Source organism: Bacillus sp. FSL L8-0358 (genome assembly GCF_038593095.1).
GTDB lineage: Bacteria > Bacillota > Bacilli > Bacillales > Bacillaceae > Bacillus > Bacillus subtilis.
The window spans coordinates 3192578-3208655 of record NZ_CP151962.1 but is presented as its reverse complement, the minus strand read 5'-3'; the positions used below and the strand labels follow the sequence as shown (position 1 = coordinate 3208655).

The window sequence follows — 16078 nt, the reverse complement described above, 5'->3', positions numbered from 1 at the left end:
CAGCGCGGTCAAGACGCAGAAGCGCTGTGGGAAACATCACGATAAATCTCGTAGAACTTGATAGCTTCTGGATTAGAAAATGATTAGTGAATCCATAGCAAAGACGCCATAAAAACTTCTTATGGCGTCTGTCGGACAGGGAGGTGTTGGATACGGCGGAGGCAAGGAAAGTTAAACTTAATAATTAAAGATAGCTGCTCCAACAATGATCAACAAAATGAATAGCACCACTATCAAAGCGAAGGAGCTCCCGAAACCGTTTGAGTAACCAGAGTTTCCACTATATCCACCAGAATTGTAGAATCCCATAATGTCACCTCCTTTAGTGGAGATAGTATAAGATATGCCAAACGATCATTTTCGACATAGATTTAAGTCTAAAAAAGAAAAAATGAATATTTTGTCTAAAGGTGTAAGAGAGAACCCATTATCAAAACTATTAAAACAGCATCAATTGTCTTCAAAGTATTTTTTCGTTATAGGATTAGAAAAGGGAGCTCGGCTGCTAAGAGCTGACTTATTAGTTTGAAACCTCGATTTATAAATGAAAGGACTACAGGATATTTTTCTCGTAGGCAATTATCCTGAAAAATATTGGTGAATGTTTATTCAAGCTGTTGTTTCACTAAGCGTGGGATCACTGCAAGTACTGTCCTAGGATCAAAAGTTTATTGAAGTGCAAATAGAAGCCCGCCTCACCGGCGGGCTTCCTTCTTAACTCCCCCTATACACCTGATAACCAAACGGCGACAGCAAGAGCGGGATATGATAATGTGCATCTGGATCTGCAAGCTGAAAACGGACGGTGACGATGGTTAAAAACGGCTGGTCGATCGTATTCACGTTTTTATTCGCAAAATAGTCTCCTGCATGAAATTCCATCACATACTCTCCGGACACCAGCTCTTCACCAGCCAGCAGAGGGACATTGGCTCTGCCGTCATTGTTAGTGTAAACCTCTTTCATAATACTTTCGCCCAGCCGCTTCAATTCAATTTTTACGTTCGCCGCTGGTTTGCCGCAGGTTAAATCTAAAATATGGGTTGTCAGTTTTCCCATCAGGCTTTCAGGCTCCGACATTTTTCAGCGGCTTTCTGTTTTTCTTTCTCGGCGTCTTCTCTTGTCACGGTAAAATGTTGGAAACCGTATGGCGGGCGCGGTTCGGTGTAGACTTTTCCTTTTGAGCCCGGGATTTCTTCGACAACCGTATCCCACGTGTGATTTTGAGATTGGAAGCTGACATCAGTGAGCTGCGGGAACCTCGCTAATATTCTGCAGCCGATATGATAGATTAAGTTTTGGATTGAAGGGGTTTCGAGCTCGTGAAAAACGGTGCTCGCTAAGTCGCGGACTTGTTCAGCCGCAACGTAGCGGGATGGATCAAAAGCGTATGCGTCATTGGTATTTTCATATTGCCAGCTGATGTTTAAATAGACAAACAGCGGGCGGTTGCCGTCTTCCGGGAGAGTCGTATATTCGTCCCGGATGAAGCCGACGAAGGAGTTGCCGCTCACCTTGACGAGCTGAAGATCCATGATTTCGCTGTATTGCTCTGTAATCGTTATGGTATTCCCGCTTCGTTCTGCTTTCAGCACAGAGCGGCTTCGTTCATTACGCGATCTTCTGAAGACGAGGCGGCTTGTGCTAAGCTCTTTCTCCTCGTATGCAGGCATTGCTTCAAACGGAATGTCTTCGCCAGTCAGAGTGATCTTGTCCATATGAGAATAGGTATCTAAAAATCGGTGAGCTACATAGTGTAGGAACCCCTCGGTTGTCGTTCCTTCATAGGATGCGAGATGGCGCTGGATAAAGTTTTTCATTGAATCCGTCGCCACGACGAGAGTATTGTCTCCGTCTGTAAATGATGGCAGGAAGGCTTCTCCGCCAATTTCGCATGTCACATCAACACCGACAACGGTATTGCTTCTCCCGGCAAAAGATGATTCTGGGATTTGCTTCACTCCAGTGAGCGGTTTTAAAAACGTTCGGTATGCAAATACATTTCCTTTGCCATAAGACATAGTTCTTTTCATTTGCGTCTCTCCTTTTTCAGTGATGATGTCAGCCAGACGAAAGCGGGCGATTCGGTAAATTTCTATAAGGGCCTGCTGGAACTCCGTTTCTCGTTCGCTCTCAAGCCTTGCCAGCAGGGCTTGGTGAATGTCCTGTTTCGTCTTTCCCTTCACCGCTAAAATAAAAGGAAAGCCGAAGCGATCATAATAGTGTTCATTCAGCATGAGAAACTCCTCGTATTCCTGCTGTTCTAATTTGCTGAGCCCCGCGTTCTGCTGCTCTCGTACCGAGTCATCGCTCATTGTTTTCTTTGTTCCGAGCCGGGGATGCTTTTTGATTAAATCAAGCTGTGTCTCGCGATCCGCGGCTTTTACAATGCCAGTCATTTTGCGGTGAAGATCAGAAAGGGACGAAAACGGCCGTAGTGCTGCGGATCTCTCCGCAATCCATGAAGAGTGTTCAAAAATAGAGCCAAGTGTGTCTGTCAGTGTTTGTGTGTCCATTTGGTTCAGGTCATCCATTGTGAACATTGGCATCTTCCTTTACGTTTTTATGTCTGCGCCATTCGGCTGTTTGGTTTGAAAAAAAGCGTGCAGTGCAATGGCCGTCAAACTGCCGATCACAATTCCGCTTCCTGCCAAGACAGAGGCCGCGCCCGGAAGAGATGAAAACAACGCGGGAACTGTTGTAGCGCCAAGCCCCAAGCTGACGGAAGAGGCGATAATCAGCAGGTTGCCTTGCGAATCAAGGTCAACGCTGGATAGCATTTTGATCCCGTAAGAAATGACCATGCCGAACATGACGATCATTGCGCCGCCGAGAACTGGGGTGGGGATCACTGTTGTCAGGGCCGCTGCTTTTGGAACCAGGCCGATCGCGACCAGTATGATTCCTGTGATGGCGATGACGTTGACACTTTTCATCTTTGAAAGCTGAACGATGCCGACATTCTGTGAGAAAGCTGTATAGGGAAATGCATTAAATAAGCCGCCCAGCAAAATCGCAAGGCCTTCTGCCCGGTAGCCCTTTTCCAGATCTTTCTCCGACAGCCTGCGGTTTGTGATATCGGCAAGCGCAAAATAAACGCCTGTCGATTCAACGAGGCTGACAATCGCAACGAGAAGCATCGTGACAACAGCCGGCAGCTCAAAGGTTGGCGATCCGAAATAAAACAGAGACGGAACATGAAGCCAAGACGCCTCCAAGACCTCAGAAAAATCGACCTTTCCCATGAAATATGCAGCCGCTGTTCCTGCGATAAGACCGAGTAAAATCGCTATGGAGCGGATAAAGCCTTTAAAGAAATAAAACAGCAATAAGATAAAAGCTGTGACGCCAAACCCGAGGAGCACGTTGTCCAGTGAGCCGAATTCTTTGCTTCCTTCACCTCCGGCCAGGTTATTCATTGCCGTTGGAATCAGGCTGATGCCGATGATCATGACGACTGATCCGGTTACAACAGGCGGAAAAAAACGGACAAGCTTCCCGAAGAAGCCCGCGGCTAAGACGACAATCAGTCCTGCGGCGATAATGGCACCGTATATCGCTGGGACACCGTAAGTACTGCCGATGGAAATCATCGGGCCGACTGCGGTAAACGTGCATCCAAGCACAACGGGAAGGCCGATGCCGAAATATCGGTTTCTCCAGAGCTGCAAAAGAGTTGCCGCCCCGCACATAAACAAATCAATCGCGATTAAATACGTCAGCTGTCCCGCATTCAGCCCGATCGCCGCTCCGACGATCAGCGGAACGAGAATGGCTCCCGCATACATGGCAAGCATGTGCTGAAGCCCCAGCATCATCAGCTGTAAGGCATTGTGCTGTTCCTTCATCTTTTTTACACCTCTTTTTCTAATGCGAGTGTATGTTCTAATACCGGAAGTTCTGTTTGCTGTGCTGTTAATTCTTTTTTGTCGCGCAAGCTGAAAAATAGATTCAAAAAGATGGCGGTCAGGCTTCCGGTGATGGTGCCGTCACTGACCAGAATTCTAATCGGAGCGGGGAATTCAGCAAAAATCCCGGGGACCGTGCTGGCGCCGATGCCGAGTGCGATTGAGCATGCGATGGTCAGGAGGTGGTATTGATTTTTGAGACCCGCTGTGCTGAGCATTTTGACGCCGGAGGCAATCACCATGCCGAACATGACGACGGTCGCGCCGCCAAGTACAGCAGCAGGAACGGCAGATGCAAGGGCGGCAATCTTCGGAATCAGTCCGAGACAGACAAGGATACAGCCTGCGGTAACGACGATGTTTCTTGTTTTCACTTTGGTCAGCTGCAATAAGCCGGCGTTTTGCGCAAAGGTATTATAAGGAAAGGCATTGAACAGCCCGCCGATGAGAATGGCGATTCCTTCCGCTCGATAGCCTTTGACGAGATCTTTTTCAGTTAAAGGTCTGCCGCATATCTTTCCGATTGCGTAAAAAACGCCGGTTGATTCCACAATAATGACGATTCCGACGATCAGCATCGTTAAGATCGGACCGATTTCAAACGTGGGGGCTCCGAAGTAAAAAGGCTTCGGGAATTGGAAGAACGGTGCTTCTGTCACAGAAGAAAAGCTGACTTTGCCCATGATCGCTGCTGCCGCTGTTCCGGCGGCGATGCCGATCAGAACGGACAGTGTTCGGGCAAATCCTTTGAGAAAGCGGTTGAGGACTAAGATCAGAACAAGGACACCGACAGAGAGAAGAAGGTTTTCGAGCGAACCGTATTCGGGGTTGGCGCTGCCGTTTATTTTTTCGCCGCCAGCCATATTTTTCACACCTGTCGGAACAAGTGAAAGGCCGATCAAGGTCACAACGGTACCTGTTACGACAGGAGGAAATAACACAGTCAGCTTGCCGAAAAAACGCGCAAACAAAAAGATGAACACACCGGCCGCGATGATGGAACCATAAATCGCGTGAATGCCGTAATTGCTGCCGATTGCAATCATCGGGGTGACGGCCACAAATGAACTGCCAAGCATGACGGGAAGCCCGATGCCGATGTATGCTCCGCGCAAGGTTTGCAAAAGCGTCGCGACGCCGCATGTTAACAGGTCAATCGCCAATAGGTAGGACAGCTGTTCAGTTGTTACATTCAGCGCCCTGCCGACAAGCAGGGGCACCAAAATCGCACCTGCATACATGGCGAGCACATGCTGCAGGCTAAGCGTAAACACCTTAAACGATCTTTTTTTCACTATAGTCCCTCCCTGTATGTGAACTTTAGTAACATGATATCGTGCCGATCGAGGGGTGTCATTGGATACAGTAGCTGAAAAAGACAGGTGTGATTGCTGAAAGTGACGAAAAATGATTCATTTTGTAAGAAAATGTAACAAGCATTAGCTGATCAGCCGCTGCATACGTAAGGCAAGCCGCAAACGCATCGTTGTTTCAGGATCTTTTAAGCTTTTACCCAGAAGCTCTTCGCATTTTTCAAGGCGGTATATGACCGTATTGCGATGAACGTACAGACGCTTTGCCGTCTCTGAAATTTGGCAGTGTGTCTCTAAATAGACGGAAAGCGTATGAAGCAGGCTTTGATCCTCCTGCTGTTTTTCAGCGAGGCTCTGAAGCGTGGAGTTGTAAAATTTCTTCAAATCCTCAACCGGGAGCAAGCGCAGAAGCTCAGGCACATCTTTGGCGTGATACACCTGGATAAATGCGGTGCTTCTTGACAAATGTCCAGATTGCAGAGCATCAGAAGCTTCTGTGAAAGCGTCGGGAACATCAATGAGCTTTTGGCAGATATTGCTGATGCCAAAGGACACGGTTCGTTTAAATTGAGAGCTGACCTGTGTTTGAAACTGTTCTAAAAAGCTGATCACCGAGGCGTGCATTTCACTCCAGCTGTCTGTCGCCTCGATTAAAATAATGCCGACATTTCCTTTCATAAAGAAGTGAGGCGGAAACGGGAAGGCTGATAATTCACCTTCAAGAAATTCGAATACGCTGTCGGAAGCGAGCTGATTTTCTGTAAAGCTGATTGATTCATCATTCCGATCGAGTTTGCCGGCAATGCACATGTATTTTTGATCCCAGCGCAGCTTGAATTCTTTCGCCCGGTTTTTGATTTCGTCATCTGAAGAAAAGGACCGCTCAATAAAATTGTTGAAAAACTCATTGCGGGCCCGCCGGCTGAACTGTTTCAGCGCATTTTCCTTCAGCAGTTCAAAGGAAATGACGTTGGCCGCTTGTTCAATAGTGAGGATCAATCCTTTATCGCCGGCCTGCACCATGTCCGGTATCAGCAGGTAGCCGCAGTTTTTTTCGTGATTATAAATAGGCAGGACAGAATATGTTTTCTGATCTGAGATTGTAGAGAAACAAGTGAAAAATGGCCCGGATACGGTATTCAGAGTGCCTTTCAGCTTTTCGGTCTCAACTGAAATCTGATGAGACGCAGACAGCATTTTGGCATGCTGGTCAAGCAGCAGCACGGGAAGCTGAAGGAGGTCTGACACCTTTTTGAGGAGGGATTGCAGCCCCTTGCCGCTCATAATGTGGTTTGTGAATTTTTTGTGCGCGTAAATGGCTTGCTGCAGCTCGTTAGAACGCATATCGAGAATATGGCTGAGTGTGGCATTCACAATATCGCCGAGTCGGATGTGTTCCGGAAGCTCAATGATTGGAAACGCATATGAATCGGCCAGTTCGATGATTTCCTTCGGGATATCTTCCAGATAGCGCTTTGTTTTAATGCCGAGGCCCGCGCAGCCGCGTTTTGCCATTTGCCGAATCAGTTCAGATAATTGATGCGGGTGATCCTTCAGGTGATAGGCGGTGGTGACGAGCAATTCATTCTTATGCAAAAAGTCTGCGATATCCGGAGCGTCCATCATATTGACATGCTGAACCTCTCTTTCCCCTCCTGCTTTTCCAGCGATTAAATTGGCGTTTTCAAAAGCCGGTATTTTCATCACATCAAAAATATTCATAGCGCATTCTCCTTTTCTATAAAAACATTGGTTAAGGTGAATAATTTTCAATAGGAATTCTAGCGGTTTTGCTGATGTAATACGATCATAGTAGCAGTAAACTGTTGAAAATAGAACTGGTTGTGTTACATAAACTGACATGAAAAATCGTCATCCTGACATGGGGGGATCAATATGGCTTACGATATGGTGATAAAAGGTGCGAAGGCAGTTACGCCAGATGGCGTTATAGAAGCTGAGATTGCAGTTCAAAACGGTGTCATTGCCGAGATAGGTTCTGACATTGAAGCAAGCGGGACGGAAATCATCCAGGCAGACGGGAAATACGTGTTTCCTGGTGTGATAGACTGCCATGTTCATTTTAATGAACCGGGCAGGGAGGATTGGGAGGGGTTTGAAACAGGTTCTCAAATGATGGCCGCAGGCGGCTGCACTACCTATTTTGATATGCCGCTCAACTGTATTCCATCAACCGTGACGGCAGAGCATCTTCTCGCAAAAGCTGAGCTAGGCAGGCAAAAATCTGCCGTGGATTTTGCGCTATGGGGCGGCCTTGTGCCAGGCCATATCGATGACATCCGTCCAATGGCTGAAGCGGGAGCGATCGGGTTTAAAGCGTTTTTATCAAAGTCAGGCACTGATGAGTTCCGCTCTGTTGATGAACGGACATTGCTCAAAGGCATGGCAGAAATCGCGGCTGCAGGAAAAATCCTCGCTCTCCACGCGGAAAGTGACGCGATCACAAGCTACTTGCAGATGGTTTTGGCCAATAAAGGAAAGGTGGACGCGGATGCGTACGCCGCCTCCCGCCCGGAGGAAGCAGAAGTTGAAGCGGTGTATCGCACGATTCAGTATGCGAAGGTGACAGGCTGTCCGGTTCATTTTGTCCATATCAGCACGGCGAAAGCGGTCCGGCTGATCAGAGAGGCGAAACAGGAAGGTCTTGATGTTTCGGTTGAAACATGTCCGCATTATGTCTTGTTCAGCCATGACGATTTACGGCAAAGGGGCTCTGTCGCAAAATGCGCGCCTCCGCTCCGGTCACGGCAATCAAAAGAGACGCTGATCGAGACGCTCATTGCCGGGGATATTGACATGGTTTCCTCAGACCATTCCCCCTGCCGTCCATCCTTGAAACGGGAGGATAACATGTTTTTATCATGGGGCGGAATCAGCGGCGGGCAGTTCACTTTATTAGGAATGCTGGAACTGGCGCTTGAGCATCAGATTCCGTTTGAAACCATCGCAGAATGGACAGCGGCGGCCCCTGCAAAACGATTCGGCCTTCAGAAAAAAGGGCGGCTTGAGGCGGGGTGTGATGCAGATTTCGTGCTCGTCAGCATGGAGCCGTACACTGTTACAAGAGAATCGATGTTTGCAAAGCATAAAAAAAGCATTTACGAAGGACATACATTTCCCTGCAGCATTTCGGCCACTTACAGCAAAGGCCGGTGCGTGTACAATGACGGGGAAAAAGTCACTGAAATTGACGGAGCTCTGGTCGTTCCTTCGTAAGCCCGGCGGATTTTACCGCCGGGTTTTTTGATTTCCTCCGTTCTAGTTTTTAAAATCTCATCAACGTGGTATCTTTTTTAAAAGGAGGCGGAGGCAATGGAACATGTTAAATACATACTTAAGCAATCTTGGTCGCGCCATACGAGCTCTAAATGGACGGAAGAATGCCCGGCATGCGGCCAATGCGGCGTGACGGCATTGGTGATTCAAGACCATTTCGGCGGCACGATTTTCAAAACAAAAGTCGGTGAGAGCTGGCATTTTTATAACAGCATCATGGGTGTGATGTACGATTTTACGAGTGAGCAGTTTCAGGCGCCTATTGAATATCAGCATATTCCTTCCTCAAGAGAAGAGGCGTTTTTAGATACGAATGAGGAACAATATCAGCATCTTCGTTCTGCATTTTCCCGCCATATGTACAGCATTTCCGAGGAAACCTGAAAACACGTGTGATAAACTGGAAGAGAGGTGAATGAGTGTGATTTATATCGGACTGACGGGGTGGGGGGATCATGACAGCATCTATCCGCCGAAAACGGCCAGCCAGAAAAAATTGCAGGCCTATTCCTCCCATTTTCCGATCGTGGAATTAGACGCGAGCTTTTACGCGATTCAGCCGGCGCGCAATAATGAAAAGTGGGTGAAGGAAACGCCCGAAACCTTCCAATTTATCGTGAAAGCATATCAAGGCATGACAGGGCATCAGCGCGGCGAAATTCCCTTTGACTCAAAAGAGGAGATGTTTGATGCGTTTAAGGTGTCTTTAACGCCATATTTACATAGCAATAAGCTCGCCATGGTGCTGTTTCAATTTCCGCCTTGGTTTGACTGCAAGAAGGAGAATGTCGCCTATTTGAGATGGTGCAAGCACCAAATGGGAGATATCCCTTGTGCGCTTGAATTCAGAAACCGTTCCTGGTTCTCGCCGCCATTTTATGAGCAGACGCTTTCATTTATGAAAGCGGAAGGCTGGATTCACAGTGTCTGTGATGAACCGCAAATCGGAGAAGGCAGCGTTCCGACTGTGTTGCGCGCGACCGATGAAAACAAAACGCTCGTCAGGTTTCACGGACGCAACAAGCAGGGCTGGATGAAGCCTGATGGCGGGAAAAACTGGCGTGAGGTCAGGTACTTATACCGCTACAACCAACAGGAGCTGGAGGATTGGAAAAAGCACTTGAATGAATTGCAGCAGCAATGTAAGGATGTTTTTGTCCTGTTCAACAACAATTCCGGCGGTGACGCCGCGGATAATGGCAAGCAGATGCTTGAACTGCTTGATATCGAGTACAGCGGACTTGCTCCGAGACAGCTCGATTTATTTTAGAAAAGAGGTTTTTATTGATGTCGTTTGTGATTTTGGTCGTACTGGGATTAATCGCAGGTACGGTAGGAAGTCTGATCGGGCTTGGCGGCGGAATTGTCATTGTGCCGTCTCTGATGTTTTTAAGCACAGTGACGCAGCTGTTTCAGGATGTGACGCCGCAGGTTGCGATTGGAACTTCGCTTTTGGTCATTATTTTTACGGGCCTTTCTTCAACTTTGGCTTATATTAAATATAAAACCGTTGATTATAAGAGCGGGCTCATTTTCTTTATCGGTTCGGGTCCCGGCAGCATGATCGGGGCTTACGTGTCAAAGCTGTTCAATTCAAACTCGTTTTCCGTTTGGTTTGGCATTTTTATGATTCTGATTTCATTATCCTTAATGCTGAAAGCGAAAGCCCGGCCGGTCAATAAAGCGCACAAAGGAATTATCCGGACATTTCAGGATGATGCCGGTGAGCCTTATACGTACTCATATCAGGCCTCTGTCGGTATTGCCATTGCCTTTGTTGTCGGTTTTTTAGGCGGACTTTTCGGTATAGGCGGCGGATCACTGATGGTTCCGGCGATGATGCTGTTATTTCTGTTTCCGCCGAAGGTTGCGGTGGCAACGTCCATGTTTATTATTTTCCTGTCTTCTATGACAGGGTCTGTTTCACATATGATTTCCGGGCACGTCAATTGGCTTTACGCCCTCGCGCTTGTGCCCGGCGCTTGGTTCGGCGGAAAGCTTGGCGCCGCCATCAACAGAAAAATGCAGACGAAAACGATCGTTATGATCATGCGGATCGTATTGATTTTGATCGGCTGCCAGCTCATTTATGAAGGCATTTTCAGCTGAACGATTAGGGAGAGATATTATGAAGGAGAAGCTCCGCTTATATCATACAAATGATTTGCACAGCCATTTTGAAAACTGGCCGAAAATTGTAGATTATATCGAGCAGAAAAGAAAAGAGCATCAGTCATACGGCGAAGAGACGCTCGTTTTTGATATTGGCGATCATCTTGATCGTTTTCAATTCGTGACAGAGGCGACATTCGGAAAAGCGAATGTCGATCTCTTAAACCGCCTTCACATTGATGGAGCGGCGATCGGCAATAACGAAGGGATTACGCTTCCGCATGAAGAGCTTGCTGCCTTATATGATCATGCTGAATTTCCTGTCATCGTCTCTAACCTGTTTGATAAAAATGGAAACCGTCCGTCCTGGGCGGTGCCTTACCATATCAAATCATTGAAAAACGGTATGTCCATTGCTTTCTTAGGTGTAACTGTGCCGTATTATCCTGTTTATGACAAGCTGGGATGGACAGTAACGGATGCCCTTGAAAGCATAAAGGAAACCATTCAGGAAGTGAAAGGGCAGGCTGATATTATCGTTCTGCTGTCACATTTAGGCATTCTTGATGATCAAGCAGTGGCTGAAGCGGTGCCTGAGATTGATGTAATCCTCGAATCACATACCCATCATTTGCTTGAAGATGGACAAGTGGTTAATGGGGTACTGCTGGCCAGCGCCGAGAAATACGGGCATTATGTCGGCTGTGTAGAAATCACGGTGGACAGCGTACAGCGAAGCATCATCAGCAAAACGGCTTCTGTGCAGAACATGGCGGAATGGACAGGAGAATCCGCAGAAACAAAAGCGTTTCTCAATGAAAAAGAACGTGAAGCCGAGGCGAAGCTGTCCGATGCCGTTGCAGAGCTTGCACAAGATGCTGAGGTGAAGTGGTTTGAAGAATCAGAGCTGCCTTTGCTTTTGGCGTACGCCTTAAAGGAATGGTGCGAGACGGACATCAGTATGGTCAATTCAGGTGTCATTCTCGGTCCGCTAAAAGCAGGTCCTGTGACAAAGCTGGATCTGCACCGCATCTGTCCGCATCCGATCAACCCGGTGGCTGTCCGCCTGACGGGAGAAGAATTGAAGGAAACCATTGTCCATGCCGCTTCCGAACAAGTGGAGCAGCTCCGGATCAAAGGACTCGGCTTCCGCGGAGAAGTGATGGGGAAAATGGTGTATGCCGGCGTTGAGGTAGAAACGAAACGGCTCGATGACGGGATCACCCACGTCACCCGGATCACACTGAACGGGGAAGATATTGAAAAACATAAACAATACTCCGTTGCGGTGCTTGATATGTTTACGCTCGGCAAACTGTTTCCGTTGATTCGCGACGCTGCAGAAAAAGAATATTTTATGCCGGAATTTTTGCGGGATCTGCTTGCTTGGAAGCTTGCGCAATAAGGCAGTCAGCCCACAACAAGCTGTGCCCTTCATCATAAAGTGATGAATGAAGGGAGTGGTTGACGTGGTAAATCTGACACCGATCATGATAGAAGGACAGCCTTTTACAGCTGTGACAGTGAAACTTCCAAAAACGAATTTTATGGCCGTCACCAATGATCACGGATACATTATGTGCGGCGCGCTAGATGTGGCGCTGCTGAATGAAAAATTAAAGGAGCGCGGCATTGTGGCGGGTCGCGCAGTTGGTGTCCGCACCATTGACCAGCTGTTAGACGCACCTTTAGAATCCATCACGTACGCCGCAGAAGATCTTGGCATCAAAGTCGGCATGAGCGGCAGAGAAGCGCTTTTAAAAATGGTGAGATAAAATAAATTGGCCCCGGCTATTACTATGTCCCCTCTTACAAGCATACATTGTGATATGTAAGGGGGGATTTTCTTGCCAAGATATCGCGGCCCTTTTCGCAAGAGAGGACCTTTGCCTTTCCGTTACGTGATGCTCCTGTCAGTTGTCTTTTTTATCCTGTCAACAACGGTCAGCCTTTGGATGATCAATGGCTCGATCAAACCTGTTTTAATGGACATCGGCGAGATGGAAACGAAGCGTATAGCGACAGAGGTGATCCAGGATTCGATTGAGGACTATATGTCTGACAGTGAAAATATGAAAGATATGTTTCAAATGAATTCTGATGAAAACGGAAACTTAACGACAATCGATTTTAATACACAGGTTGTAAACAGTGTGAAAACAAAAGTGACAAAGCAGCTTCAGGCTCATTTGAAAGAGATGGAAACCCATACCGGACACAGCGGCGCCAGTGAAAACATTATGATCAACATTCCGCTGGGACAGGTAACCGGCAACAGCCTTCTTGGAAACCTCGGGCCGAAAATCCCGGTCCGGTTCAATTTAATCGGTGACGCTTTTACAGATGTCAAAACTAAGATCAAGCCGTATGGCATAAATAACGCACTTATTGATATCAGCATCTTTGTCGAAATTAAAGTGAAGGTCATCATTCCATTTGCCAGCAAAACCGCTGTCGTCACAAATAATGTTCCTGTATCGATTAAAGCAGTGCAGGGCGAAGTGCCGCAGTTTTATAATGGAAGCGGCGGCTCGGGTGTCACGCCTTCTGTCCAGCTCCCGAGCAGCAAAGAAGAAGACGGTGCTGATTCAAAAAAAGAAAAAAGCAGCAAATAAGCCGCCTGTCGAAGAGGCGGCTTTTTGTTACTTCTTTTTTTGGTATTCATATCGCTCCCACGCCCTCAAATGCGGGTATGGATCAAATGACCATTCGGTTCTTCCGTTATCTTTGTACATGCCATAGTGCAGATGCGGCGGGAACTTCCCGGCGGTTCCCGGCGGGCCGTATCCGGAGCTGCCGACTGATCCGATCACTTGGCCAGGCTCAACGATTTGTCCTGTTTTAATCCCTTTGGCAAACCCATTGAGATGGGCAAAATAATGATACGTATTGTTAATGTCCCTGATGCCGATTCTCCATCCTCCGAAGCGGTTCCAGCCCTTCATTTCAACTACACCGTAACATGTGGATTTGACAGGAAGGCCGTAATGGGCAAAGATATCCGTACCTTCATGAATCCGCCTTCCTCCGAAGCCGCGGGCATCTCCCCACGTGCTTCGATAGCTGTAATCGGTTCTGATCGGAAGCGGGAATGCATGCTCGCCCAGATCAATATGGCCGTAGGCTTTAAACAGCTTCATGAATTCAGATATGATCCCCACTGTCTGATCACGCCGGTAATAATTCCAAAGCCCGATCCGGATGTTGTCTTCATCTGTGCCATACGACAGTAAGTATTGGCTGAACGTATACAAAATATCTTCATCGTTGCTGACCTCGGCTTTCCCGTCTCCATCGCCATCCATTCCGATTCCGTCAAACACTTTAATGCTTAACGGCGCATCATCTTTCGGATTCGGGTTTTCAGGCCCGCTCCAGATGTCATCGGGTATATAGATGCTGATGATTCCCGCCTTGTCAGGCAGATCTTTCCGGTTGCTCCGCACGTTTTCTTCGTACTGATCAACAGCGGCGAGCGCATACCAAGGGATCTGCGTCACAGCTTCGATTTTATGATATAATTCCATCCGTTTCGACAGCACTGGATCTGAAAGCTTTGTTCCAGACGCAGAAGGCTCAAATGCAAACAAAAGGAGAAGAAGAGCGGATAACAAAACTTTCACAAAATAATCTCCTTTCATATTGAATACACATAGTTTGCGGCAACCCGGCTTAAAAATGTCAGTAATCATCTTCCCTTGTCGAGAAATTTTTCCTATGTTAAAGTGTCTAAAGAAAAGACTTTCTTTAGTTAGAAAAACATTATTTTTGTTGCAGAACTAAAACCTGCACCTTTCTCGTTTTCAGAATGTTTCGTGTCAGAAATTGAGTATATTGGATATTGGAGATGATGGGAATTGGCAAAGAAAGACGAACACCTCAGAAAGCCCGAATGGCTTAAAATTAAATTAAATACAAATGAAAACTATACAGGGCTCAAAAAACTCATGCGGGAAAACAACCTTCATACCGTATGCGAAGAAGCAAAATGTCCGAATATTCATGAATGCTGGGCGGTCAGACGTACAGCGACATTTATGATTTTAGGTTCTGTTTGTACAAGAGCATGCCGTTTCTGTGCTGTCAAAACAGGCCTTCCAACTGAGCTTGACCTGCAAGAGCCGGAACGCGTAGCGGATTCAGTCGCGCTTATGAATTTGAAACACGCGGTCATTACGGCTGTTGCGCGTGACGATCAGAAAGATGGCGGGGCAGGCATTTTCGCGGAAACGGTCCGTGCGATCCGCAGAAAAAGCCCGTTCACAACAATTGAGGTACTGCCGTCTGATATGGGCGGAAACTACGATAACCTAAAAACCTTAATGGATACACGCCCAGACATCCTGAATCACAATATCGAAACGGTTCGCCGCCTGACGCCAAGAGTCCGCGCGCGTGCGACGTACGACCGTTCATTGGAATTTTTGCGCCGTGCGAAGGAAATGCAGCCTGACATTCCGACAAAATCAAGTATCATGATCGGACTCGGCGAAACAAAAGAAGAGATTATTGAAGTAATGGACGACCTTTTGGCGAACAACGTGGATATTATGGCAATCGGCCAATATCTGCAGCCGACGAAGAAACACTTGAAAGTCCAAAAATACTACCATCCTGATGAATTTGCAGAATTAAAAGAAATCGCGATGCAAAAAGGCTTCAGCCATTGTGAAGCCGGTCCGCTTGTCCGTTCCTCTTACCATGCGGATGAACAAGTAAACGAAGCATCTAAAAAGCGTCAAGCACAAGCATAATGCCAAAACGCCAGATCATCTGGCGTTTTTGTCATTCCTATCGATTTTCATGTCCTGACGCGTTTCTCCATTGGCATTTTCATTCTCTGAGACAGGGCTTCCTTGCGGGGAGGTTTTCATTTCTTGAATCGTCCCCGACATGATCTCTCTAATATCCCTTGAACCAGAGCCGAGATTGCTGTAATTTTCGACGGACTGCATATGGTTTGGATTATCGGAAATATACACGTGATAGTATCGCGGTATCACGGAAGCCGCTGTTTTTTTCACCTGATCGGCGGTCAGCTCCCGGTTTTTAGAATCGGTTTTGTATACGACAAGCGCTTCTCGGTCAGTCACCAATGTCGCAGCATCTTGAATATGGGGGAGCTGAACCGTTAAACTTGATATCATGTGAGCGGTTTCTTCCCGGTTCATCACCGGCGTTTTCTGCTGGTCTCCGTCAAATTGTTCTTTTTGATAGCGGACATAGCCAAATTGTTCGTTCTCATTATGCCTGTTAAAAGCCTCGTTGCGGTCCGACACATGAATGGGTTTGGTTTGATTCTGCGTCTGATTCCGGACATTTTGGGCATTATCCAATCCTGCGCCTCCGCACCCGGATAAAAGTCCAGTCAGCAGGCAGAAGCTGACAGCGGTTCGTTTCATTTATAAATCCCTCCTCATGTGTAGGGTAGCCAAATCGCATGATTTA

Annotated in this window: 16 protein-coding genes; 8 read left to right on the top strand and 8 right to left on the bottom strand. The window is 47.3% G+C overall.

All coding sequences use genetic code 11. The features are described 5' to 3' along the window. Positions 1 to 177 precede the first annotated feature (177 nt). From yuzJ to pucR, 6 genes are all read right to left on the bottom strand, one after another. Positions 178 to 309, bottom strand: a complete 132-nt coding sequence (gene yuzJ / locus NYE49_RS16560) for a YhzE/YjcZ family sporulation protein YuzJ (RefSeq protein ID WP_009968115.1) — start codon at positions 307 to 309, stop codon at positions 178 to 180. A 405-nt stretch (positions 310 to 714) separates the two neighbouring features. Next, on the bottom strand, positions 715 to 1059 hold the full coding sequence (uraH, locus tag NYE49_RS16555) for a hydroxyisourate hydrolase (protein WP_047183134.1): 345 nt from the start codon (positions 1057 to 1059) through the stop codon (positions 715 to 717). Next, on the bottom strand, positions 1059 to 2543 hold the full coding sequence (pucL, locus tag NYE49_RS16550) for a factor-independent urate hydroxylase (protein ID WP_046160816.1): 1485 nt from the start codon (positions 2541 to 2543) through the stop codon (positions 1059 to 1061). Before pucL ends, uraH begins: the two co-directional genes overlap by 1 nt. Positions 2544 to 2555: 12 nt before the next feature. Then, positions 2556 to 3848, bottom strand: coding sequence for a uric acid permease PucK (pucK, locus tag NYE49_RS16545; protein ID WP_047183133.1), 1293 nt, complete (start codon positions 3846 to 3848; stop codon positions 2556 to 2558). 5 nt (positions 3849 to 3853) lie between these two features. Next, a complete protein-coding gene (gene pucJ / locus NYE49_RS16540; RefSeq protein WP_047183132.1) occupies positions 3854 to 5203 on the bottom strand; it encodes a uric acid permease PucJ in 1350 nt (449 codons plus the stop codon). A 144-nt stretch (positions 5204 to 5347) separates the two neighbouring features. Further along, on the bottom strand, positions 5348 to 6943 hold the full coding sequence (pucR, locus tag NYE49_RS16535) for a purine catabolism transcriptional regulator PucR (RefSeq protein WP_047183131.1): 1596 nt from the start codon (positions 6941 to 6943) through the stop codon (positions 5348 to 5350). A 174-nt stretch (positions 6944 to 7117) separates the two neighbouring features. Here pucR and NYE49_RS16530 point away from each other — a divergent pair, with 174 nt between their 5' ends. From NYE49_RS16530 to yunB, 7 genes are all read left to right on the top strand, one after another. Further along, entirely contained in the window at positions 7118 to 8458 is a 1341-nt protein-coding gene (locus NYE49_RS16530; RefSeq protein WP_047183130.1) for an allantoinase, read from the top strand. 96 nt (positions 8459 to 8554) lie between these two features. After that, positions 8555 to 8902, top strand: a complete 348-nt coding sequence (locus NYE49_RS16525) for a hypothetical protein (protein WP_015483654.1) — start codon at positions 8555 to 8557, stop codon at positions 8900 to 8902. 37 nt (positions 8903 to 8939) lie between these two features. Further along, positions 8940 to 9788: a DUF72 domain-containing protein gene (locus tag NYE49_RS16520; RefSeq protein ID WP_003243895.1), complete on the top strand. Its 849-nt coding sequence runs from the start codon at positions 8940 to 8942 to the stop codon at positions 9786 to 9788. Positions 9789 to 9805: 17 nt separating this feature from the next. Further along, positions 9806 to 10627, top strand: coding sequence for a sulfite exporter TauE/SafE family protein (locus tag NYE49_RS16515; RefSeq protein ID WP_015384560.1), 822 nt, complete (start codon positions 9806 to 9808; stop codon positions 10625 to 10627). Between the two features lie 19 nt (positions 10628 to 10646). Continuing rightward, positions 10647 to 12035 carry a bifunctional UDP-sugar hydrolase/5'-nucleotidase gene (locus NYE49_RS16510; RefSeq protein ID WP_015483653.1) on the top strand — a complete coding sequence of 463 codons (1389 nt, stop codon included), beginning with the start codon at positions 10647 to 10649 and terminating at the stop codon, positions 12033 to 12035. Between the two features lie 64 nt (positions 12036 to 12099). Then, a complete protein-coding gene (locus NYE49_RS16505) occupies positions 12100 to 12405 on the top strand; it encodes a YunC family protein (RefSeq protein ID WP_015384558.1) in 306 nt (101 codons plus the stop codon). A gap of 72 nt (positions 12406 to 12477) precedes the next feature. Next, positions 12478 to 13245: a sporulation protein YunB gene (gene yunB / locus NYE49_RS16500; RefSeq protein WP_015483652.1), complete on the top strand. Its 768-nt coding sequence runs from the start codon at positions 12478 to 12480 to the stop codon at positions 13243 to 13245. Positions 13246 to 13272: 27 nt separating this feature from the next. Here the strand turns inward: yunB and lytH are convergent, their stop codons facing one another. Then, complete coding sequence (gene lytH / locus NYE49_RS16495; RefSeq protein WP_015483651.1) at positions 13273 to 14253, bottom strand: L-Ala--D-Glu endopeptidase; 981 nt, start codon at positions 14251 to 14253, stop codon at positions 13273 to 13275. A 234-nt stretch (positions 14254 to 14487) separates the two neighbouring features. On the opposite strand from lytH, the gene lipA reads away from it, so the two are divergent. Then, positions 14488 to 15384 (top strand): lipoyl synthase, encoded by an 897-nt coding sequence (gene lipA / locus NYE49_RS16490; RefSeq protein ID WP_003222888.1) that lies wholly within the window; start codon positions 14488 to 14490, stop codon positions 15382 to 15384. Positions 15385 to 15399: 15 nt separating this feature from the next. Here the strand turns inward: lipA and NYE49_RS16485 are convergent, their stop codons facing one another. Continuing rightward, entirely contained in the window at positions 15400 to 16032 is a 633-nt protein-coding gene (locus tag NYE49_RS16485; protein ID WP_015384554.1) for a YhcN/YlaJ family sporulation lipoprotein, read from the bottom strand. Positions 16033 to 16078 lie beyond the last annotated feature (46 nt).